We start from the raw sequence: 21805 nt of genomic DNA on the forward strand, positions 1-21805 counted from the left end.
GGACAATCTAAAGCAGATTCATCCTCTTTTTCAGACTGTCTTTAAAACCTTTCTAAAGGACAAAGAGAAAATCGTCAACGCCCTTCAACTACCCTATTCCAACGCCAAATTGGAAGCAACCAATAATCTCATCAAACTTATCAAGCGCAATGCCTTTGGTTTTCGGAACTTTGAAAACTTCAAGAAGCGAATTTTCATCGCTCTGAATATCAAAAAAGAAAGGACGAAATGTGTCCTTTCTCGAGCTTAGCTTTTCTTCAACCCACTACAGTTGACAAAGAGCCGTAGATTTTAGGTATTTACCTTGTCTACTTAAGAGGTATCATATCATCGAGATAAAGGTGATTTGTTTGTTCCTAAGAATTAGGTTTTAGGTTTGACTTGTGGTAACTTCTGGAAAAAGCTTGTCTAGGATTTTTGGAGTGATAGCTTGTCCAGGACCTTCAGCACAGTAGGTGTGAATATACATAGAGGGATTGAAGTTGAGCTCGATACAAGTGCAATGAGGTTTTTCCTTGCTAGCAGGCTGAGTTCTATCTGGAATGATGAGGTCAACCCCGCAAGCCCAGGCCCCCATGCTAGTTGCCATAGCTGCTGCCAATTCTTGGTAAGAGGAATCTATTGTCTCAGTGACATCAATAGAGTCACCACCCGTAGAGATGTTGGAGTTACGGCGGAGATTGACCTTTTTCCCTTCTGGGAGAATATCATCAGGTGCATAACCTTGCTGAGTCAACATCAATTGTTCGATGTCTCCTAGCTTAATGATTTCCAGAGGTGAGCGGTGGTCACGGCCTCGCAATGGATTGGCATTTTTCTGAGCGACTAATTCACGAATGGTGTGTTTGCCATCACCGACAACATTAGCAGCGACACGAAGGAGGACAGCCTCACAACGCCCGTCCAGAATGAAGAAACGGTATTCGGTTCCTGGGATAAATTCTTCAACAAGAACAGCTGTATCTTCTGCAAAGGCAATCTCGAGAGCTTTCTTATAGTTATCAAGGCTGGCAGGCTCTTGGAAAATGGAAATGCCCAGACCGAAGTTGGTTGATTTTGGTTTAACCACAATTTGTTTGCCCTTGATAAGAGGATAGTAGGCTAGACCTTGTTCTAGACTGGTAAATTCGTCGCCGGCAGGGACAGGGAAGCCAGCATCAGCCAGGATTTTTTTGGTCACGGTTTTATTAGCCATGGCAAGAGGAACTACATAGTTGTCTTTTGAGGTCATGTTACCATTTTTGACGTACTCAACATGATCTTTATGCCAGAGTTTAAGGAATTGATCCTGCTCATCTAGGATTTCAAAATGAAGCCCTTTTTGAATGGCATCAAAGAGCAGCATCTGGGTAGAAAGTTCCATCTCCTCATAACCCTTAAGGGCATAGTGGGCAGTCCAGTCGTAATCATGATAGGCAAGCGCCTTGTCAAGGGAAAAGTCAGAAAGGGACTTGTCTTTGATATGAGGAAGAAGTTGAGCAGCTAGTGTCTGACTGGAATCTGAAAAGGCATCTTTAACTTGTTTGACCAGACCTCGATGATAGTCACCAAGCCCAAAATGTTGCACCAGTTGGTCTAGAGCTGTCGTAATGTTCTGAGTTTCAGCTTCAGAAGGTAGAGGTTCTAAAGGATGAGAGAGGGCAATTTTTTCATTCAGCGCGTGACCTTGAGCCAGAGCCTGATCAACATTTTCAGGGGTATCCAGCCAGAGGAAGGCTAGAAGGAGTAGGTGTACGGTATCCATGGTAGTTTGGCTAATACCGATACGCTCAAAGGGGTTGAGGTCGAAGTTACGGAATTCTAGGTAGGTGATTCCCTTGTCAAGGAAGGAGCGATTAACCTTTTGTCCACGGAAACGAACAGCCGAGTAAAATTCCTTTTCCGCAATCAAATCACCTTGTTCGATATAGTTTTCGATGGCAGAGACATAGTCTTCTAGGCTTGCAAAAGATACTTGTATTTCTTCCTTATTGACATAACCATGGTCGCTGTTTCGGAAGGAACGCACGAGTTCTGGCACTTCTCGGTCGAAGAAGCCTTGCTCAGCAACAGGTGTAGCACCAAAGAGATAGGTAATCACCCAACGATAGCGCAAATAGTTCTGAGCCAGCTTGAGATAGAGGGCGTTTTTGAAAGCAATTATATCAATCTGGTCACTTTCTTGGAATAGGGCTTCAACCAAATCTTTTCCTAGTTCCATATTATAGTGGATACCTGAGATAGCTTGTAGTTTAGTTCCGTATTTTTCGGCTAGGTAGTTACGATAATGGCGTTCAAATTCATTTTCCAGTTGGGCAACTTGGATTTCTTGGGCGTTGATACGAGGAGGCATGGACAAGGGCCAGAGAAGTTCATCTTTACTGATGGAACGTCCAGCTACATCGGTAATGGCTCCAAGAAATCGACGAGCCTCAGTGGTAGATTTAGCAACTGGTGTGATGAGTTCCATCTGAAACTCACAAAAATCTGTTTGAATATAAGGGTGGAAACTTCGAGCTCCTAGGCAGGAAGGGTGAGGCGTATGTGCTAATTTTCCCTGTCTATCGACACGAAGACTTTCGCGTTCAATTCCAAAGTTAGCTTGAAGGATAGGGCTAGTAGGCTCCAGCTTTTGAAGCAGTTGATTTATAGTCATAGAGTCACCTTTTCATCTAATGTTAGTAATAGTATATTATAACAGGGAAAAGAAAACAACTTTCCGCTACGGTTAAGGGGAATTTTCGAATGTTTTAGATAAGAATTCTTAAAATCAGTTGCTTTTTAGCTCTATTATATGCAAAAATTGTAAAATACCCACCGATTTTTATGTAAAATGTTATTTCTCTTGCAATTTAAATCAAATTAGCCTATACTAATGACGTATATATGAGAACGAAAGAATCCCTAGGGTCGGCACTGCACCCATAAAATGAGACACAAGAAAACACTCCTGTTGTGGTAAACTAGAAACAGGGGTGTTTTGTTATGGTCAAAAAGCATATTCAGTAGAAACTAAGCTAGCCTGTATCGAAATGAAGAAGGCAGGCAAATCAAATAAAGTTATCATGGATACCCTCAGCATCAAAAATGCTAGTCAGGCCAAGACCTGGTAGCGATGGTATCAGAATGATGAATTGTACCGTTTCCACCAACCCGTGGGGAAACAATATACTTATGGTAATGGGATGAAACAGTTATCTGAAGTGGAACAGTTACGATTGCAGGTAGAATTACTAAAAAAGTATCAGAGCTTGATAAGAGAATCGACAAAGTAAGTCTTATCAAGCTAGTAGAAGAGTATAAGAAAACGTTCCCTGTATCTATTATTTTAGAATGTTTCGGCGTCAAACGCTCCACCTTTTATCGCTGGAAACAGGAGTGTAAGAATTCTCAGAAAAGAGGCGAAATAGCAGATAAAATCGAACAACTCTGTATAGAAAATCACTTTATTTACGGCTATCGAACCATCACTCGCTTACTAAAGAAAGTTTATAACCTCGTCGTTAATCGCAAGAAGGTCTATCGTATCATGAAGGAAAAGGGCTACCTTTGCCGTGCCCGTCCCAAGAAGGAACCTAAATTAGGGAAGCCTTACCATGTAACAGACAATAAGCTGGATCGTGATTTTCAAGCAGACAAGCCTATGGAGAAGCTTGTCACAGATATTACTTATTTATACTTAGGTAAATGTAAGCTATACTTGTCCTCCATCATGGATCTTTATAATCGTGAGATTGTGGCTTATACCATCTCAGATTGTCAGGATACGGACTTTGTGTTGGACACGCTCCATCAATTGGAATTACCTCAAGGAGCGATCTTACACAGTGATCAGGGATCGGTTTACACCTCAAAAGCTTACTATCAGGCTTGTGTAGAAAAAGGCATCACCCGCTCCATGTCCCGTAAGGGAACATCAGCAGATAATGCCTGTATCGAATGGTTTCATTCCGTCCTAAAGTCTGAAACCTTCTATCTCCATAAGTGAAGAAACATAACTGGAGATAGTATAACAGATATTGTCAAAAATTACATCATATTTTATAATAAAACTAGAATTCAACAAAAATTGAATGACCAGTCCCCTGTAGAGTACAGAGAATTGGTCGTAGAAGGGGTCCAGCAACCGAAGGGCGCTAGCCTTCAAATTTTCCTCCCAAAATGTGTCCAAAATATTGATAGAATTCCAGTTTTTGATAAGTCCGTTTAAAAAGACGAATCATCTTCTATTATATATTATTTTCTAAGTCAAAAATGATATAATAAAATGCAGAAACGGTTATATGAGGACTTTGTCAAGATTTTTTGGAAAATCCAGATGTTGTTTTTTTTCTCTACCTATTTTTCTAAAACTGGGGAAAATCTGATATAATAAGCTTTGTAGGTGTATTATATTAATACTTACAGAACCGAACTATTCCCCTATTTAAGAAATATTGATTCAAATTTTATGAAATCAATCAGTAAATATCGTTCATAAAAACCTTGATATTACGCTATTTTTAGTCCAACTGAAACTCATACTTTCCAAACCAGGTCTTAAGAAAGCTCGTAAAGCATCACAATTCTCAAAACGTTAAGAACCAGCTACAATACAGCATTTACAACACTTCATGGTTCACACCATTACTTTTTAAGATTGCGATAAGCAATCTCTCCAACAGCCATTGGAATGACATTTGAAGTGTTGACATAAATTTGAGTTGTGCCTGCCTCACTATGTGTTAGAGCCTCAGAAATAGCTTCAATAGATGTTCCAGCCGTTGCCCCTGTATGTCGTAATTTATGAGGTGTAGCGTGTGCTAACTCTTTGTGACGTTTTCGAATGCTTTTCATTTTGTTATTTAGGTAATCAGAGTGGAGAGGTTTGTTTATGTTTTCCTTTGTATCTATATAGGTAAAGACAAATTGTTCTGGATTGCTGATGATACCGAACTGTGCTAGTTCGTATTTTTGTTGTTTTTTCCAAGAGGTATGAAGTTGAAGTAAGTCATTAAAAATAGAGAAAATAGGATAGCAAAAACTCTATTTGCGGAGAAAATGAAGCAAATATTTCCATAATAAAACGCATAATATCAAGGTTGTTCATTCAATCCTTGATATTATGCGTTTTTCTGATTTTAAAGCTTGATTGCTCAGTCTCTTTATAGTCTGTTTGATTATTAAATCGTTATTAAAATTCAATGGAGATTCGTCATTATGAGTAATAATAGTTCTTCCAGAAGTTATAGATTCCACTTTATCCCATTAGATAGTGTGTTCTAAATTCACTATATCTTGTTAGGTTTTAGGGAGAATCATTGATAACAGACTGTTGCAAATCTAGTTAGCTATATGATTTATACTTATTTACTTTTCTAGTAACCAATCTATGATATTTTTTTTCTCAATTCCATTGTAATTTGCTGTTGGCTGAATTGTATCCATTGTTAATAGATATTTTGGGAATTGATCTTTAATGGCTTCTAGTGGTCTAAGTTCTCTTTCTAGTGTTTCTGGAGCAAGTGTTGTTTCACTGACCTGATAATAAGCGTAGTGACCAAGATCAGTTACAACAACAAAATCAACCTCATATTTATCTAAATTACCAACATATACTTGTGAATATCTACGTCTCAATTCCAAATAAACAATATTTTCCAAGATATGACCAATATCTTCTTTGTGGTCTGGCAATAAGAGGTGTCGTAAACCTAAATCAACGGGATAATATTTTTCTAAGCGTTGTAATAATGCTCTGCCTTTTACATCAAAACGTGGAACGGAATAAAAAAGTAAACTGTCTGTCAAAGTCGTCAAATAATTTTCCAAAGTATTGTGGGATATTGAAACATTTTGGCTGACAAGGGTATTGCGAATCTTATTTGTTGATATTAAGCTACCTGTACTACTGAGAAGGGTTCGTACAATGCGCTCAATAATAGTAGGATTTGGATTTCCCAATCTAGTGACAATATCATTTAACAGTATTGAGTTATATATTCCTCTGAGATAATCAATTTTTTCAGCGTAAGATGATGTTTGCAATAAGTAAGGGAAAGCACTAAAGAGATAATTGTTAAAAATTTCTGTTGTATTCAGATTCTCTGAGAGAGATTGACCTGATAGGTATTCTTCAAATGACAAAGGAAGAACCTCTATCTCAACATACCGACCAGTCAAGTTTGTAGCTAATTGGCTACTCATAAAGTAGGCGTTTGATCCAGTCAAATAGAGGTCAACATTTGGCAAGATGAATAGACTATCTGCTACCAGTTCAAATTTTTCAACATGTTGAATTTCATCTAAAAAGATATAGTATGTTTTTTCCTTAACTAATCTTTCTTTTATATAAGCGAATAATGTTTGAAAATCTCGCAGGTCATAATAACTCAGATCTTCAAAATTGATGGATATGATTTGATCCTCGTCTACTCCAGTTGCTAGTAACTCCTCTTTATAGAGTTGAAAGAGAACAGATTTACCAGCTCGTCTAACTCCACTCACAACTTTGATGATTGGCCGATCACGATGTCTTCTTAAAAAGTCTAAATAATGTGGTCTTTTAATATAGTTCATAATAGTTACCTCAAAGATAGTATAATATAAATAGTAATTATTTTCAAATATTTAGAAATAATCTGCTATTTGTTTTGTTATTTTTAAATATCTAGAAATAATATCTTCAGAATAGAAAAAGAAATTGTCCAGGAATGAAGAAACTGTACATTTGTTGTTAAACTGTACATCATCTTTATGATACGGTATTTCGTATTTCTCAACTACATAAGCTCCGAAAACTAAAATGTGATAACCCTTTGATAACCTCTCGATTTTCAAAAGGATTATATATGTAAATATTGAGGATTTATCTCTTAAAATTACTTGATTTTAGTGATAATTTACCATAAATATCATAATGTAGAAAAAACCAGGTCTTAAGAAAGCTCGTAAAGCATCACAATTTAGTAAACGTTAATCAATACGATATATCAACGTTTACAGACATTCAAGAATTTTCTCTTGGATGTCTTTTTTTGTCTAAAAATCAAGAGTTCACCCCAAAATTTACCTTATTTTCACCTCATTGTTTTAGAGACTTTAAGGCAAATTCACCGACTGCCATAGGGACTACATTAGAAGTATTGACATAAATCTGTGTTGTACCTGTGTCGCTGTGGGTTAGTGCCTCAGAAATAGCTTCTAAGCTTATTCCTGCTTGTTTAGCAAGCGTTGCTCCTGTATGTCGCAGTTTATGAGGTGTAGCATGTGCCAGCTCTTTATGTCGCTTTCTGATACTTTTCATTTTATTGTTTAGATAGTCAGCATGTAGAGGCTTGTTGATGTTTCCTCTTGTGTCGATATAGCAAAAAAACAATGGAATTTCCATTGTTTTTTTGCTATATCGACACTATAATATGACTGGGAGCTGGCAAAGTCAGTTGCTTTAAAACGTTAATTGATACGATTATATAAATATTTCAAAGCTATTTGTAAAGTGCTTTTCTAGGTTTACACTTAAAATAATTGTTAAGTTATATAGGAACCTTCTAGATAAAGACTGAGTACTTTTAGAGTATAATATAGTTATGTAGAGTTAAAAAGAATTGAGGAAAGTAATATTGGCTAAATCTCACATATCAGAATTATTACCAACTAAGTATAGAAAACGTCATCAATTAATGCTATATTTGTATGATATACTAGTTGATATTTTGGTTAAAGCTGATAAATATCAATTATCCAGTCTATCTTTTAGATTTACTAATGAGATAAATGATGAAATTGACTTGTTTGATGAACTAGATAGACAAAAAGATTTAGATATTTCTGAATATGTATATATACCTCACATCTTTTTTTCAATTTTACGTGATTTAAATTACTATCTATTTGAATCTCTGAGTTGTATAGAGAGGGGAAAAGTTACTGTTGCATTTTCTCTTGCTAGGAAACCTTTTCAAGATAATTTATTTTATTTAAGTTGGATATTGGTTAAACCACATGATTTCTTAGAAAAAATACAATATGGAGAGCTTAGGGAATATGACGTAAGTGATTTGAAGGGTAAAAAAGAATTTGTTATTGACCTAATTTTAAAAGCAAAAGAATCGATTCAGTATGAAAATGGTTTTTTGGATTTTAGTAGAGAATTACTTGATCCTGAATTACTATATGACATTATATATAATCGAAAGGTAGAAAATAGTTTAACAAGTGTATTTGATCAATCTATTCATTTGGTGACAAAGAATAAAAATTATCCTACGGAAAAGCGAAATCTTAATTTTATATTTTCTGATGATAAGATTTGGGATGATTTTTGGCATTTGTTCTATGAGAAAACACCCTACATTCTAATTTATTTAGTAGAAGTAGCTATTGCTATATTTGAGAAATATTTTGATATTGATTTAGAAATAGTTACCCTTAACCGGTATATTAGAAATTTAAAGATAATTTTAGCTTTATCTGGAGAAGAAAATAAAGAATTAGAAAGTATTTTTGATTTCATATTTAATGGTGATAATCTTAGCATGACATGTGAAGAATGCGGGAGGATATATAAGTTCAATATCAATTTAGTGAGGGAAATAAAAAAAGATTATCTATATACTTGTCAGAATTGTGGTTTTGTAGAGAGACTAGGGCAATATTTTGTGAGTGATGAATTACTGAGTAATAAAAGAAATATTCTGATTGATAACTCGAATGATGAGAATTGGAAGCTGGTCTAATACAATTAAAAGGTAGTACCGACATAAAAATCATAGCTTGATGAGGGAGCGCTTCCCCTTTTTGGATTGTATTGATGTCGGTTAAAATCTGTAATTCAGCTTCTTTAGCCTCCTTCTTTGTTTTAAAACGTTTATCATAATAATTGCCTGAAATTCCAAGTGAAGTTCTAACTTTTGCTGGGACATAGACTTTTAAACGATAAGAACCATTCCATTGTACTAAGGGATAAAGTGGCAATTCTAGCTTTCGGTAGTGTTCAAATAAGGTATCTATCCTTTCTAAAATCTGATGAAGTAAAAGTTTTTGGTGGTATTCATCAGGATATATTTTTAACGAAAAACGAAGCTTTCATAAATCCGTTGAAAACTTCGCTCATAATAATTCATTTTCTTTCCTCGCTTTCCTTTAGAATAGAAATTTTTAAAAATATCCATTTAAACGGACATCTTGACAGCTAATGTTTCATCAGCTTAAAAGAGTAGAAAACAAAAAAGACAGCTCACAAAGAACTGTCTTTACATCTTAAACAAATCCGCATGACTGCCCGTATCGGCTAAAGTAAGGGTTAGAATATCGTCTTCAATCAGATAAATCAAGAGCCAATCAGGTTTGATATGACATTCCCTAAAGCCGACGAAGTTCCCCTTTAATTCATGGTCACGGTATTTTTCTTCAAGTGTCTGCCCTAGGCGAAGTTTTTCAATCACTTCATCTAGGAGTGTAATATCCAAGCCTCGTTTTTTCATTCGTTTGTAGCTTTTTTTAAAAGCAGAAGTAAACTTGACTTGATACATTTAGGCTTCCAGAGCTTTCTTTAGATCTTCCATATTGTCATAGGAAGCTACAGAATTGTCACGAGAAATCCGTTTCGCTTCAGCAATAGCTTCTAGCGTTTTTGCATTGTAGTTTGGCATTTCAACCGTGAAAGGAATCCCTCCACGTAGGACACATTGGCGAAGAAAAATATTGACTGCGCTGGACATATCCATTCCTAAATCATTAAATAATGAAGTTGCTTGCGCTTTTACGGTCTCATCAATCCGAATTTGAGTTGGTACAGTTGCCATCAGCGTCACCACCTTTCATTATTTATTGTAATACGTTTGGTTTACATTGTCAATTATTTGTATCTATTTAAGTGATTTTCTACTCCTCTAAACAGATAATTTCTGCATAAAAGAGTAGAAAATGTTATGATAAGAGTGTAAAAGGAGAAGATTATGCCTATTGATTTTTTAACATTTACCCCCTACGATATTAATTATGAAAAATTAATGATAGGTTTTGAAAAACAGCCTATATTTGATAATGAAAAATTACAGAGAAATTACCTTAACAAGTGGAAAACTCAACTTAAAAGTGCAGATAATGATTTATTAAGAAAAATGAGAAACCCTAGTTACCTACAAAAGTTGATTGAAAATTTTCAACCTCATGAAAAATTTCAACATAAAACTAACTTTAATACTGGAGTATCAGTATTGATTAATTTCGTGGTAGAACCGTTAGTTCAAATGGCTAAGTCAGACCAACAATACTCACAAGATGTAAACTTAAATAAATTTTCTAAAGAACTAAAGTTAGTGACGTGGACACCACCAGAAAATCAAAAAGAAGATATTGAGATAAAAAAAGAACCAATTATTTTTGTTCATTTTTATAATGCACAGGCGTTCACTTATCTACTGATTGATGGAAATCACAGGGTTGCAAATGCAATTCAGCAAGGAAAAGAAAGTATTCCATCGCTAATTATTGACCCTAAAGAAATGATAGCAGGAGATTATTTTTTAAGTAAATTTGATAAGTTATTTTTTATCTTCCAAAATGAAATATATTATCTGTATCATTGTAAGACACACTATCAAATGACAGATAAAGAACTACTAACAAGGTCATATTTATCTAACCAACAGTTCAATTTTTTAGATATCCTACCTAATTTGGATTTGGGGAAATAAAATTTCGTCCTTCTCCTGGCTTTCCAGTGATAAAAACATAGTCACTTAAACTAAAAAAACGTTAACAAGACGCTATAAAAATTTAGAAATTTTGAGAATTACTTGTAGTGCTTTAACTTCAGCAGGCCTAATTTCCTTAATTTTTATAGAACAATTTCTTATAAAAATTGTAGCAACGATTATTTCTTTTATTAGTACATTAATAAGTATGTTTTTTCAATCTTTTGAAATTCAAAAGTCAATAACTAACCATAAAAATTCAGCTACTGAGTTACTGATTATCAGAAATAAACTTCAGTTGCTTTTAGTTGAAATTAAGCTAAGAAATAAATCAGAAATAGAAATCGTAGAATTATATCGTCAATTGGTTGATAAGTTAGCTGATGTCTACAAAACAGCACCAAACACTACAGATAAAGCTGTTAAGCTTGCAGCAAATGCCTTGAAAGTCAGCAAAGATAATGAATTTAGTGATGCTGAAATTGATATAAATCTACCAGATTCTTTAAGGAGAAATGCATTATGACAAATAGAGTGAAAAGGTATGATGGAGTGATTACGCTTGAACAAAGACAAGCAATTTCCAAAAGATATAAGAGGATTACAATACGTCTAAATCAGAGAGATAAATATGAATTTGAAGAAGTGGGCGAGAGTACATGAAAAAATATATTCAGACTATTGGGAAAGTAATTCGCAGCATACCAGCATGGATAACTGTTCTGCTGTTTGGCAGAATTTTTTATGATAAAAAATATCTAAAAACAAGTTGGTTTTCAACTCTATTTAGTGAGGGGGGGGATGTAGGCATATCGTGACATCTGGCATAGAATTATTTATGGCAAAAATATAGGTATTAAATGGCCTTGCTCTCCCGACATAGAATGTGGAAAGAATGTTATATTTGAACCTGAAGATTTACCAAACTTTATTAATTTTGGAAATCACTTTCAGACATATGACGCAAAAATTGTGCTTGGTCAAGGAACCTATATTGCAAAAAATGTCGGTATTATCACATCCAATCATGATTTTCAAAACCTCGCTGAAGATCAGAAAGGGAAGGATGTGATTATTGGCAAGCATTGCAGGATTGGTATGAACAGCGTTATTTTACCAGGCGTTATTTTAGGAGACCATACCATTGTTGGCGCAGGAGCCGTTGTAACGCATAGCTTCCCAGATGGATATTGTATAATAGGAGGTAATCCCGCAAGGATAATCAAAACCTTAGACATATCGGAATAAGCCAAAATTCCAGTTTATCAGTACACAGAAAAATATGTCGGAGCAAAAAACATCGTAGAAATACGGTGTTTTTTTGCTCCAAAACTCACAATTTCATACATAACCACAGGTTAGTACAAATATCTTGTGTGATTTTTTGAAAGGCTTAGAAAGGGAATTTTGCCCGATTTTCACCCCGAAAAATAACAGAAACAAGGCTTGAAGTATCTTTCCTGTGGTTTTTTTATTTTCAGACGGAAAGGCGGATTGATATGCCGAGAATAAGCAAGAAACGGAAAAAGGAAGTCCTGAAGCTGAAATCATTTATAATGTTGAGCTAAGCAAAGGAGAAGAATGATATGACATTATCTGATCAGGAAGTTCGAAGATTACAATAACTATTCCCCCGTTTAAAGATTATTGATTCAAATTTTATGAAATTAATCAGTAGATATCGTTCTGAAAAGCCTTGATGTGACGCTGTTTTTAGTCCAACTGAAACCCATGCTTTCCAAACCAGGTTTTAAGAAAGCTCGTAAAGCATCACAATTATCAAAACGTTAATCAACACGCTTATATCAACGTTTACAGACATTTAAGAAATTTCTCTTGGATGTCTTTTTTTGTCTAGCTTAATTTTAAAAATTGGGCAATTTAGGTTACTCAATAATATAAAAAAGATAAAAATTTAAAGTTCGAATTTTAATTTTAAAAAAAGTAATTATTATTGAATATCTGTTCAAACATTCTTTCTTTTCTAAGGTTAATATAAGTATATACTTTAAAAAGGAAGTCAAACATCTTGCTCATAGATTTTTGCATTTTTAAAAAATACATTTTGTCATATAATAATGTGGAAAATTGACTGATTCCTTAAATAATCATATAATATGAATATGTAAACCCTTACATACTATTCTACTTATACTTGATAAAATGCAAGTCCTTGAGGATCTATAAATATATAGACACTCTTCTATTTATAAAGTGAAATAAAGAATCACGGAGAAAGTTTATGGATATTAAAGAGACATTCAACCAGCTAGACAATACAAAATTTAATGATTTCAATAATCGCCTTGAAGGTTTTGAGAAACTTTTTAAAGACAAATATTATTTTACCCATCCCGAAGATTTTAGCTCAATCTTTAGCATTTTAGTAAAGTATGGAAAAAGTACAAGTAAATATATTTTATCGAAAGGAGAGATATATGAGTGAAATAGTTATTAATGCTCAGAATTTATCTAAAAATTTTTATAATTTTGATTCAAGACTCCCATTTATCAAGAGATTTTTGAAACGTAATCAAATAACGATTCGAGCTGTTCAAGATATTAGTTTTACGATTAAGAGAGGGAGTATAGTTGGCTTTATTGGGAGTAATGGAGCTGGTAAATCCACAACGATTAAAATGTTGACTGGGACTCTTTATCCTAGTTCCGGAAAATTAGAAGTGAATGGAGAAATTCCATTTAAAAGAAGTATAAATTTTAGAAAAAAAAATTTCAATAGTAGTAGGAAATAAATTACAGTTATTTCAAGATGTTTCGGCTATAGATTATTTTCAATTGATTGGTACTTTATATGAGGTAGAACCGGCGATTTTACAAGAACGAATTCAGGAGTTAAGCAATTTGTTGAATGTAGAAGATCAGCTTTACCAGCAGGTCCGGACCCTCTCTCTTGGACAAAAAATGAAAATGGAGTTTATCGCGGCATCTTTAACAAGTCCGGAAATATTATTTTTAGACGAGCCTACTATAGGGTTAGATATACAGTCTAAAAAAGATATCAGAACATTTTTAAAGAAAATGAATGAAGAATGTCATACTACCATTATTTTAACGAGTCATGATATGGATGATATTTCGTCTGTTTGTGACGAATTAATCGTCATTGACAAAGGAAAAATTATTTTGCAGGAGTCAATGGATGTTATTTTATCTAAATTTTCTGATTTTAAATATTTAAAGATAAAAATGACATTAGATTTGGTACCAGAGTTATGCTCTGTTAAAGGAGTAGAAGTCATTTCTCAAAAAAAATCGGAATGTATACTAAAAATACCTAGAGATTTTGTCTTTGAGACATTAGAATCAATCAATAAGCTTGTAGATATAGAAGATTTTGAAATATCAAATCTTTCTTTAGAAGAAATTATTTTACAAAACTATTTTACAAAAAAGGAGCACAATTGAAAAAAGAAATGTCTATTATTCTGATATCATTTCGATCTATTTTGAACTATAAATCAAGTGTACTATTGTTAATGTTACAGGCAAGTATACAAATTATGATATCAGTATTTTTATGGACATATATATATCAGAATAACCAGATAAATATAGCAGGATATGATTTTACCTCAATGGTTCAATACTATTTGGGGACTATAATTTTTTCATATTTTGTTTTTTATCCAGTTGATTGGGAAATCAATGACGATGTTCATTCAGGAAATTTTTTTAGCATATTAATAAAACCTGTTACTTTTTATAAGTATTATTTTTGTAAAATGCTTGGAAATAGGATTGCTCATTTATTATTTATCATCATTCCTGTCATTTTATTCTCCAGTGTTTATTACAAGAATGAGTTATTAACCATTGAAATTCTTATTTTAGGAAGTATTGCAATTATTCTATCTATGTTTCTATGGTTTTTAATATCATGTTGTGTAGGTATGCTTTCTTTTTGGTTAGAAAATATATTTTTTGTCCTTACTGTTAAAGAAATAGTAATTCAGTTTTTATCAGGAATATTGTTGCCTTTAAGTTTTTTTTCAAATAATTTTCGTCTGTTTTTAGATGTATTACCTTTTAAATACTTAGTATATGAACCGCTTCAGATGTTTAGTAATGATACATATAAATTAATAGACTATTTGAGAATTATTTGTATTCAATTGATTTGGTGCATCATTTTTTATATTATATCAAGATTCATATTGAGAAAAGGAGTGGAGCACTTCTCAAATGTGGGAGGATAAAATGTTTAGAATAAAGGTAATTTTTAGGCTACTTCATTTTGGTTTTAAATCTGATATGAATTTTCATTTTGACTTCTTTTGTGGTCTATTTTCGTCGATACTGTGGATTGGTTTACCTATTGTATTTTTTAGATTGATTTTCTTAAACATAGACTATTTTAATGGTTGGGACTATTATCAAATTTTATTTTTGGTAGGTTCCTACACTATTGTAGATGGAGTTATGATGGGATTGTTAATTAGAAGTATGGGAATTTTAGAATCAGATATTTTGAGTGGTAACTTGGATCAAATTTTATTGAGGCCGTTTGATACTCAGTTGTTCTATATTTTTAGATCATTTAATTTAGTTCAATTCGTGAATACTTTTTTTGGTCTTGCGATCATTTTTATAAGTTATGGAAATTTAAATGTACATTTAAATTCATTAAAAATATTATTTTATATCCTTTCTTTAATGTGTGGTTGTATTATATATTATTCAATTTGGTTTCTAATAACGATTAGTTCATTTTGGTTCCCAACTAAATTTTCAAAAGTAGATGTATTTTTGAATTATATTGGAATTTCTAAGTATCCATATAATATTTTTACAGGTATTAACAGATTGATCACTATGTTATTTGTTCCCAATTTATTAATTGCCAATCCTGCAGTATTAATATTTTTAGGGAAAGATACATTGAACCTATTTTTCTATCAAATAGTTTTTACAGTTTTTTTGATTATTATCAGTCGTACAATTTTTAGAAAAGGATTGAAAAAATATGAAAGTGCAGGAAGATAAACAATGTTGTTCAGTTATATGTTTGACTAAAGGAAGTGATTCGCTGTACTTTGTTTTGTGATCATTGAAACATCAGATAATTATAAACTATAATTTAAAGAATAGTATTATTAACTTATAGGTGCTAAGAATAAATTTAAAGAAATTCCCTCATTAAATCAAACTTATTCATATTTTTTAAAATAAGAAAATAGTTGGATTTTGATGATGGTTGATATAAAGCTAAACTGAAAGTACCTGAAATCCAACTGTGTCAAACCAGGTCATACGATTTGTAAGAAAAAGAACACATAACAAAAAGAGGAGCTTCACAATAAAGTTCCTCTTCTTTTAAATATCCGAATCATTACTCTTATTTCAAAAAAGGTAGTGAAAAAGGTAGTGATTCGGTTGATTTATATTGCAATGTAGTGAAATTTAGAATTTCAAGAATCGCTTAAAATCAAGGTTTCTCACATCTATTGACGTGTAGTGAATCCCTATTTCACCTCTGTAAAAATCAAATAAGGTAAACTTTTGATATTCTGGTTCGATTTTATCTTATTTTTAATGAAAGTTTACCTTATTTAAATGAAAGTGATTGAACTTAATTGAAATTTTAATTTTTAGAAATTTATGAAAACGTTGATTTTAAAGCATTTTGAAATTGGATAAAATAAGTGGTGCCCCAACCAGGTCTTAAGAAAGCTCGTAAAGCATCACAATTTAGTAAACGTTAATTCGAAAGAATTACTATACTTACAAAGAGCACCTTTCGGGGTGTTCTTTTTGTACTTTCTTACTAAATTGGTGCAATTGACACAGTTGTTGCGACTTTAGTCGCTTACAAATGTGGCTGCAACCGGACAAAGTCAGTTGGCTCAAAACGTTAATCAATACTATACTATCAACGACTCGAAAGTTTACCTTATTGTTTCTTTTTATATTCTTAAGAAATCGAAAGCAATATAAGTTGTCAGCTATTTATTACAAAAACATTAATTAGCATTCTATCATTATCTTCAGTCTAAAATCAGTATTTTGAGTTGTACGAAATTAGTTTTTGAACTTTGTCTAGTCTTACTTCATTTTCCCCTGAAGTTAAGTTTTTTCTCAGCATCATTAGTTAAAAAGGAAAAAGAATGCGTTTTATATTTGGGTTTGAGTTTTATAAAATAGGATAAGTACACTGAATATTACGGCTTACAGAGAAAAAAATATTTAAAAGCTACAGAGAAACATGGTATAATGTAACTAAAGGAGGTAGCATATGTCCTTAGATATAGATAAAGAAAAGATGACAATCATGGGAGTAGCTTTTGAAAACTGATCTGTTTTTTAGAGTGTTTGGTATGCTCTAAGTACAAATATGATTGAAGGATGGCGATCTACGGTTAGTGGTGTTGAAACATTGCGAGATGAAGCTCTTGCTCTGGGAATGACTTAATGAAGCGTAAATGTTAGGAGTCTTATGACGATATTGATTCGGATAATTTATATATCTATCCAGCTTCTTCAGTTCTAAGAAATAAGCAGGAAGGAAAAAAGCACGCGAGCTTGAATATCGTATGATTGCTAGTAAGAGTTTGAAATTATATATCAATCCTATCTTAGTTAATAGTTTAAAAGTAGTTTGTTTCACAACTACATAAGCTTAGAAAGGTTGAAAAGGGATAACTCTTTAATAACATCTTGATTTGTTAAAAGATATTTTGTCCACTACATTTTTTCAATTGAGTATCATTTGTCATAGATAGAACATTGCATTCAGAATAATGAAAAACGCATCGAAATGGTGCGTTCTGTTTTTATGCTACCATAAAAGGAGGGAAACAAATTGAAAATTTTTAAGGGAGAGTTTTATCGAATCTCTGTATTAACAGACAAGTTAGTAAGGTTAGAATACTCTCAAACTGGAAGTTTTGAGGATAGAACGACACAACTTATCTATAATAGAGATTTTGGCCAAGTTTCGTTAGATTGTATCGAGACATCAAACGTACTAGATATTATGACGGACTATTTTCATCTGCACTTTAATAAAGGAGAATTTAACCCCGAAAATTTATTTATAGAATTAAAAGGAAATTTTGCCGTATATGGTAGTCGCTGGTATTTTGGTGAATCTATTGAAACGTTAAAAGGAACAGCTCGGACTCTGGATGAGGCAGATGGAGCAATCTCGTTAGAAGATGGAATTATTAGCCGAAATGGTATAGCCTTATTGGATGATTCTCAAGGATTTATTTGGGATGAACAGTCTGGTTATATTGAGAGAGAAAATCAAATTGACCTGTATTTCTTTGCCTATGGGCATGATTATAGAGGAGCAATCAGAGACTTTTACCATTTGACTGGTTCAACACCCTTGTTGCCAAGATATGCTTTAGGCAATTGGTGGAGTAGATATTGGCCTTATACGTCGGATGAATACTTGGATTTAATAGACAGATTTGAAACAGAGAAAATTCCATTATCTATCGGTGTGTTAGATATGGATTGGCATATAACTGACATTCCAGCTCGTTTTGGAAGTGGCTGGACAGGATATAGTTGGAATAAAAATTTAATACCTAATCCAGAACAGTTATTGCAACAACTTCATGATAGAAAGTTAAAACTCTCCTTAAATGTCCATCCTGCTGATGGTATACGGGCTTATGAAGAAGCTTATCCTCGAGTTGCCAAACGATTAGGGTTAAATGTAGAATTAGAAGAACCTGCTATTTTTGATTTTTTTAATCCATCTTTTAGAGAATCCTACTTTAAAGATGTTCATTATGAGCTAGAAAAGCAGGGAGTAGATTTTTGGTGGATTGACTGGCAACAAGGGACACAAGGCATGTTGGATCCACTATGGCTTTTAAACCATTATCATTATCAGGATAGTTGTAAAAATGCAGAAGGTGGTTTGATTTTATCAAGATATGCAGGGCCTGGTAGTCACCGATACCCTGTTGGTTTTTCAGGGGATACTATTATTAGTTGGAATTCCTTAAGATTTCAACCTTATTTTACAGCGACAGCATCTAACATCGGTTATAGTTGGTGGAGTCATGATATCGGTGGACACATGCTGGGGAATTATGACGAAGAGCTACAAACCAGATGGCTACAGTTTGGTGTTTTTAGTCCGATTACTCGCTTACATAGTTCTAGAAGTCCCTTTAATAGTAAAGAACCTTGGTTTTTTTCAGAAACAACATCTAAGATTATGAAGAAATACCTTCGTTTGAGACATCAGATGATTCCCTATCTATATACCATGAATGTAAAGACACATGAAGAAGGTTCCCCATTAATTAGTCCAATGTATTATTTCTACCCAGAGAATGATGTGAGCTATAATGTCCCAAATCAATACTTTTTTGGAACAGAACTGATGGTGGCTCCCATTGTAGAAAAGATGGATTTGGCATTCCAATCTGCAAAAGTGGATGTATGGTTCCCTGAAGGTGAATGGTATGACTTCTTTTCAGATAAAAAATATACAGGCGGTATGAAGTTGAGTGTTTATAGAGACATTTCGACGATACCTGTGTTTGCAAAAAGTGGTGCAATCATTCCCTTGGTTGGTTCTGAGATAGATATGGGTGTTGATTTACCTGAAGTTGTAGATTGGTATGTATTCCCAGGCAAACAACATTCTTTTGAAATGATTGAAGATCAAAATGGTCAAAGATATAAAACAAGATTGTCAATCGACTGGGAAATGGGGATGGTAGAGTTAACATTACAAGGAGATTCTAGTATCGTTCCAAGCAATAGAATTCATAGAATTCATTTTAAAGGAACGAATGTGTCTATAATTGAATTGCCAAATAAGAATGATACAGCTAGATTTGAATGGAAAGATAATAAAATGACATCTCTAAATGATGAAGTTTTCAGACTACTAAAGACAGCTTCTCTTCCATATGAATTAAAAGATAGATTGTTAAATCAATTCATCAATGCCAAAAATTCTCATGACTTAATGAATATCTTGCATCATCAGGATAAGGAATTGAGAGGGCGTTTGTTGGAAATGATATTTACTAGCCAAAACTAATTGAGAAATTTCGTACACAATTTCTATTATTTAATTACTAATTATTTATTTTTTAATGTGTAACAGTTTTACATCTCTATGCTTATTGATACTCTTCGAAAATCAAATTCAAACCACGTCAACGTCGCCTTACCGTACTCAAGTACAGCCTGCGGCTAGCTTCCTAGTTTGCTCTTTGATTTTCATTGAGTATGACTTGTATTGTAGTAACTACAAGTTTGGCATAGGGATGTTTTTTTTGTTTCCTGAAGAGGAAAGGATAAGTATGTTTCGAGGTTTGAAACATTTTTCAACTAAATAAGAGCAAATTTTTAGAGGTAATTTTTCAAAGTAACTTCCACTTGCCTGACCGAAGTGGAAGTTAGTCTGAAATGGATTTTTATGATGGAATTAAGTATGAGACGTGTGATTTTTTCAGAAAATTTTCTAAAACAAACAGGATTTGTTTGACATTTGTTTGAAAATTCTGTAAAATGAATTATTATATCGTTCAAGGAGAATATATATGGAAAAACAGAAAACATTTTTTGGACATCCTATGGGCTTGTCCACCCTCTTCTTTACAGAGATGTGGGAACGTTTTTCTTACTATGGGATGCGAGCTATCCTACTTTACTACATGTACTATAGTGTGCAAGATGGTGGGTTGGGGATGGATAAGACCACAGCTGCATCGGTTATGGCGATTTATGGCTCGCTGGTATTTTTGTCCTCGGTTGTCGGTGGTTTCGTCAGTGACCGTATTTTAGGAAGCCGTAAGACTGTCTTTTACGGTGGGATTTTGATTATGCTAGGGCATATTGCTTTGGCAACACCTTTTGGACAAGTGGCTCTCTATCTTTCTATTGCCTTGATTATCTTTGGAACTGGATTTTTAAAACCCAATATCTCAGATATGGTGGGAGGAATTTATGAGAAAGAGGATGATAGACGGGATGCAGGTTTTAGTATCTTTGTCTTTGGTATTAACTTAGGTGCCTTTGTTGCCCCTTATTTAGTAGGTTATCTAGGTCAGGAAGTCAATTTCCATCTAGGTTTCTCATTAGCTGCCATTGGGATGTTCTTTGGTTTGGTGAAGTATGTTTTAGATGGGAAAAAATACCTGCCTGAATCAAGTCTTTACCCCACTGATCCACTTTCACAGAAGGACCAGCAGACCTTGATTAAACGCTTGCTAATTACACTTGTCATGGTTATTCTTGTGGTTATAGGTTTAGTCTTTACTCACCAGTTTAACGTGGATATGATTGTTAATATCTTTACAGTGATTGCGGTAATCATTCCAATCTACTATTTCTTCAAAATTTTATCTAGTCAGAAAATAACTGCTACTGAGAGATCCCGAGTATTTGCCTACATTCCTCTATTTATCGCTGGAGTACTCTTCTGGTCTATTGAGGAGCAGGGTTCTGTTGTTCTCGCTCTATTTGCGGATGATCAAACTCGACTTTACTTTAATGTATTTGGGAATCAGATTCAGTTCCCATCTAGCTTTTTCCAAAGTATCAATCCCCTTTTCATTATGATTTATGTGCCGATTTTTGCATGGTTGTGGGGGAAAATGGGTAAAAAGCAACCGTCCTCTTCTAAGAAATTTGCTTACGGTTTATTAGCAGCAGGTTTATCCTTCTTGTGGATGATGTTACCAGGGATGCTCTTTGGGACAGATGTTAAGGTCAGTCCTTTATGGTTGATTATGAGTTGGGCTATTGTGATTGTAGGGGAAATGCTGATTTCGCCGATTGGTCTATCAGTCACTACTAAGCTAGCACCAAAATCTTTCCAAGCACAAATGATGTCTATCTGGTTCTTGAGTAATGCTGCTGCCCAAGCTATCAATGCTCAAATTGTAAAATTTTATACAAGCGAAACTGAAGTAGCTTACTATGGAATTGTTGGAGGAATTACGATTGTATTCGGTATTGTCTTACTCTTCTACGTTCCACGTATTGAAAAACTAATGTCTGGTATCAAATAGAGAAAAACTGGAATTTCTGTAGGAATTTTAAAAGTTAGATCAATTATTTATTCAAAGGATTTAGTTCTGTATTGTACAGGGCTAGGTCCTTTTAGTTTGATTAATACTCTTCGAAAATCAAATTCAAACCGCGTC

Annotated in this window: 15 protein-coding genes and 5 pseudogenes; 13 read left to right on the forward strand and 7 right to left on the reverse strand. The window is 33.6% G+C overall.

The annotated features are described in order from the left end of the window. Window positions 1-250, forward strand: a 250-nt coding sequence (locus tag HMPREF2764_RS08200; protein ID WP_148129373.1) for a transposase, incomplete at its 5' end; no start/stop codon positions are given. A 120-nt stretch (window positions 251-370) separates the two neighbouring features. Here HMPREF2764_RS08200 and gshAB read toward each other — a convergent pair. Further along, on the reverse strand, window positions 371-2635 hold the full coding sequence (gshAB, locus tag HMPREF2764_RS08205) for a bifunctional glutamate--cysteine ligase GshA/glutathione synthetase GshB (protein ID WP_070528677.1): 2265 nt from the start codon (window positions 2633-2635) through the stop codon (window positions 371-373). Between the two features lie 376 nt (window positions 2636-3011). Here gshAB and HMPREF2764_RS09830 point away from each other — a divergent pair. Then, window positions 3012-4081: pseudogene (locus HMPREF2764_RS09830) on the forward strand (IS3 family transposase); the annotation flags it as partial. A 524-nt stretch (window positions 4082-4605) separates the two neighbouring features. Here the strand turns inward: HMPREF2764_RS09830 and HMPREF2764_RS09840 are convergent. The 3 genes and pseudogenes from HMPREF2764_RS09840 to HMPREF2764_RS08230 all read right to left on the reverse strand — a co-directional run. Continuing rightward, window positions 4606-4989, reverse strand: coding sequence for a tyrosine-type recombinase/integrase (locus HMPREF2764_RS09840; protein ID WP_186821170.1), 384 nt, complete (start codon window positions 4987-4989; stop codon window positions 4606-4608). Between the two features lie 339 nt (window positions 4990-5328). Beyond that, window positions 5329-6537 (reverse strand): ATP-binding protein, encoded by a 1209-nt coding sequence (locus HMPREF2764_RS08225; protein ID WP_070528696.1) that lies wholly within the window; start codon window positions 6535-6537, stop codon window positions 5329-5331. Window positions 6538-7042: 505 nt separating this feature from the next. Continuing rightward, window positions 7043-7330, reverse strand: a pseudogene (locus tag HMPREF2764_RS08230) (tyrosine-type recombinase/integrase); the annotation flags it as partial. A gap of 250 nt (window positions 7331-7580) precedes the next feature. Between HMPREF2764_RS08230 and HMPREF2764_RS08235 the strand changes: the two are divergent. Then, entirely contained in the window at window positions 7581-8696 is a 1116-nt protein-coding gene (locus HMPREF2764_RS08235) for a hypothetical protein (protein ID WP_004256428.1), read from the forward strand. A 31-nt stretch (window positions 8697-8727) separates the two neighbouring features. On the opposite strand, the pseudogene HMPREF2764_RS09845 reads toward HMPREF2764_RS08235, so the two are convergent. The 3 genes and pseudogenes from HMPREF2764_RS09845 to HMPREF2764_RS08245 all read right to left on the reverse strand — a co-directional run. Next, window positions 8728-8934, reverse strand: a pseudogene (locus HMPREF2764_RS09845) (Arm DNA-binding domain-containing protein); the annotation flags it as partial. A 278-nt stretch (window positions 8935-9212) separates the two neighbouring features. Next, complete coding sequence (locus tag HMPREF2764_RS08240) at window positions 9213-9491, reverse strand: type II toxin-antitoxin system YafQ family toxin (protein ID WP_020903442.1); 279 nt, start codon at window positions 9489-9491, stop codon at window positions 9213-9215. Next, on the reverse strand, window positions 9492-9764 hold the full coding sequence (locus HMPREF2764_RS08245; RefSeq protein WP_020903441.1) for a type II toxin-antitoxin system RelB/DinJ family antitoxin: 273 nt from the start codon (window positions 9762-9764) through the stop codon (window positions 9492-9494). A gap of 153 nt (window positions 9765-9917) precedes the next feature. On the opposite strand from HMPREF2764_RS08245, the gene HMPREF2764_RS08250 reads away from it, so the two are divergent. From HMPREF2764_RS08250 to HMPREF2764_RS08300, 10 genes and pseudogenes are all read left to right on the forward strand, one after another. Beyond that, complete coding sequence (locus tag HMPREF2764_RS08250; protein ID WP_049501856.1) at window positions 9918-10658, forward strand: hypothetical protein; 741 nt, start codon at window positions 9918-9920, stop codon at window positions 10656-10658. A 70-nt stretch (window positions 10659-10728) separates the two neighbouring features. Continuing rightward, window positions 10729-11184 (forward strand): annotated as a pseudogene (locus HMPREF2764_RS08255) (SLATT domain-containing protein); the annotation flags it as partial. Beyond that, window positions 11181-11321 (forward strand): hypothetical protein, encoded by a 141-nt coding sequence (locus HMPREF2764_RS10165; RefSeq protein ID WP_020903438.1) that lies wholly within the window; start codon window positions 11181-11183, stop codon window positions 11319-11321. The pseudogene HMPREF2764_RS08255 and the gene HMPREF2764_RS10165, both read left to right, overlap by 4 nt. Window positions 11322-11630: 309 nt before the next feature. Beyond that, window positions 11631-11906, forward strand: a complete 276-nt coding sequence (locus HMPREF2764_RS10350; protein ID WP_020903436.1) for an acyltransferase — start codon at window positions 11631-11633, stop codon at window positions 11904-11906. Window positions 11907-12900: 994 nt separating this feature from the next. Further along, the gene (locus HMPREF2764_RS08265; protein WP_003010127.1) at window positions 12901-13104 is read left to right on the forward strand and encodes a hypothetical protein; all 204 of its coding nucleotides are present in this window, start codon (window positions 12901-12903) and stop codon (window positions 13102-13104) included. Continuing rightward, window positions 13097-14084 (forward strand): annotated as a pseudogene (locus HMPREF2764_RS08275) (ATP-binding cassette domain-containing protein). The gene HMPREF2764_RS08265 and the pseudogene HMPREF2764_RS08275 overlap by 8 nt, the downstream one beginning before the upstream one ends. Further along, a complete protein-coding gene (locus HMPREF2764_RS08280) occupies window positions 14081-14875 on the forward strand; it encodes an ABC transporter permease (RefSeq protein WP_020903434.1) in 795 nt (264 codons plus the stop codon). Before HMPREF2764_RS08275 ends, HMPREF2764_RS08280 begins: the two are co-directional and overlap by 4 nt. 1 nt (window position 14876) lies before the next feature. Then, on the forward strand, window positions 14877-15662 hold the full coding sequence (locus HMPREF2764_RS08285) for an ABC transporter permease (RefSeq protein ID WP_037585174.1): 786 nt from the start codon (window positions 14877-14879) through the stop codon (window positions 15660-15662). A 1816-nt stretch (window positions 15663-17478) separates the two neighbouring features. Next, window positions 17479-19692, forward strand: a complete 2214-nt coding sequence (locus HMPREF2764_RS08295; protein ID WP_070528704.1) for a glycoside hydrolase family 31 protein — start codon at window positions 17479-17481, stop codon at window positions 19690-19692. A 505-nt stretch (window positions 19693-20197) separates the two neighbouring features. After that, window positions 20198-21670 (forward strand): peptide MFS transporter, encoded by a 1473-nt coding sequence (locus HMPREF2764_RS08300; RefSeq protein ID WP_070528707.1) that lies wholly within the window; start codon window positions 20198-20200, stop codon window positions 21668-21670. Window positions 21671-21805 lie beyond the last annotated feature (135 nt).

The sequence above is a fragment of the Streptococcus sp. HMSC073F11 genome (assembly GCF_001810785.1).
Classification (GTDB): Bacteria; Bacillota; Bacilli; order Lactobacillales; family Streptococcaceae; genus Streptococcus.

Bases quoted from the DNA above. Each gene is read 5' to 3' on its own strand.
- HMPREF2764_RS08245 (WP_020903441.1), bottom strand. From the start codon at position 9,764: ATGGCAACTGTACCAACTCAAATTCGGATTGATGAGACCGTAAAAGCG.
- HMPREF2764_RS08285 (WP_037585174.1), top strand. From the start codon at position 14,877: ATGTTTAGAATAAAGGTAATTTTTAGGCTACTTCATTTTGGTTTTAAA.
- HMPREF2764_RS08225 (WP_070528696.1), bottom strand. From the start codon at position 6,537: ATGAACTATATTAAAAGACCACATTATTTAGACTTTTTAAGAAGACAT.
- HMPREF2764_RS08240 (WP_020903442.1), bottom strand. From the start codon at position 9,491: ATGTATCAAGTCAAGTTTACTTCTGCTTTTAAAAAAAGCTACAAACGA.
- HMPREF2764_RS08300 (WP_070528707.1), top strand. From the start codon at position 20,198: ATGGAAAAACAGAAAACATTTTTTGGACATCCTATGGGCTTGTCCACC.
- HMPREF2764_RS08250 (WP_049501856.1), top strand. From the start codon at position 9,918: ATGCCTATTGATTTTTTAACATTTACCCCCTACGATATTAATTATGAA.
- HMPREF2764_RS08265 (WP_003010127.1), top strand. From the start codon at position 12,901: ATGGATATTAAAGAGACATTCAACCAGCTAGACAATACAAAATTTAAT.
- HMPREF2764_RS10165 (WP_020903438.1), top strand. From the start codon at position 11,181: ATGACAAATAGAGTGAAAAGGTATGATGGAGTGATTACGCTTGAACAA.
- gshAB (WP_070528677.1), bottom strand. From the start codon at position 2,635: ATGACTATAAATCAACTGCTTCAAAAGCTGGAGCCTACTAGCCCTATC.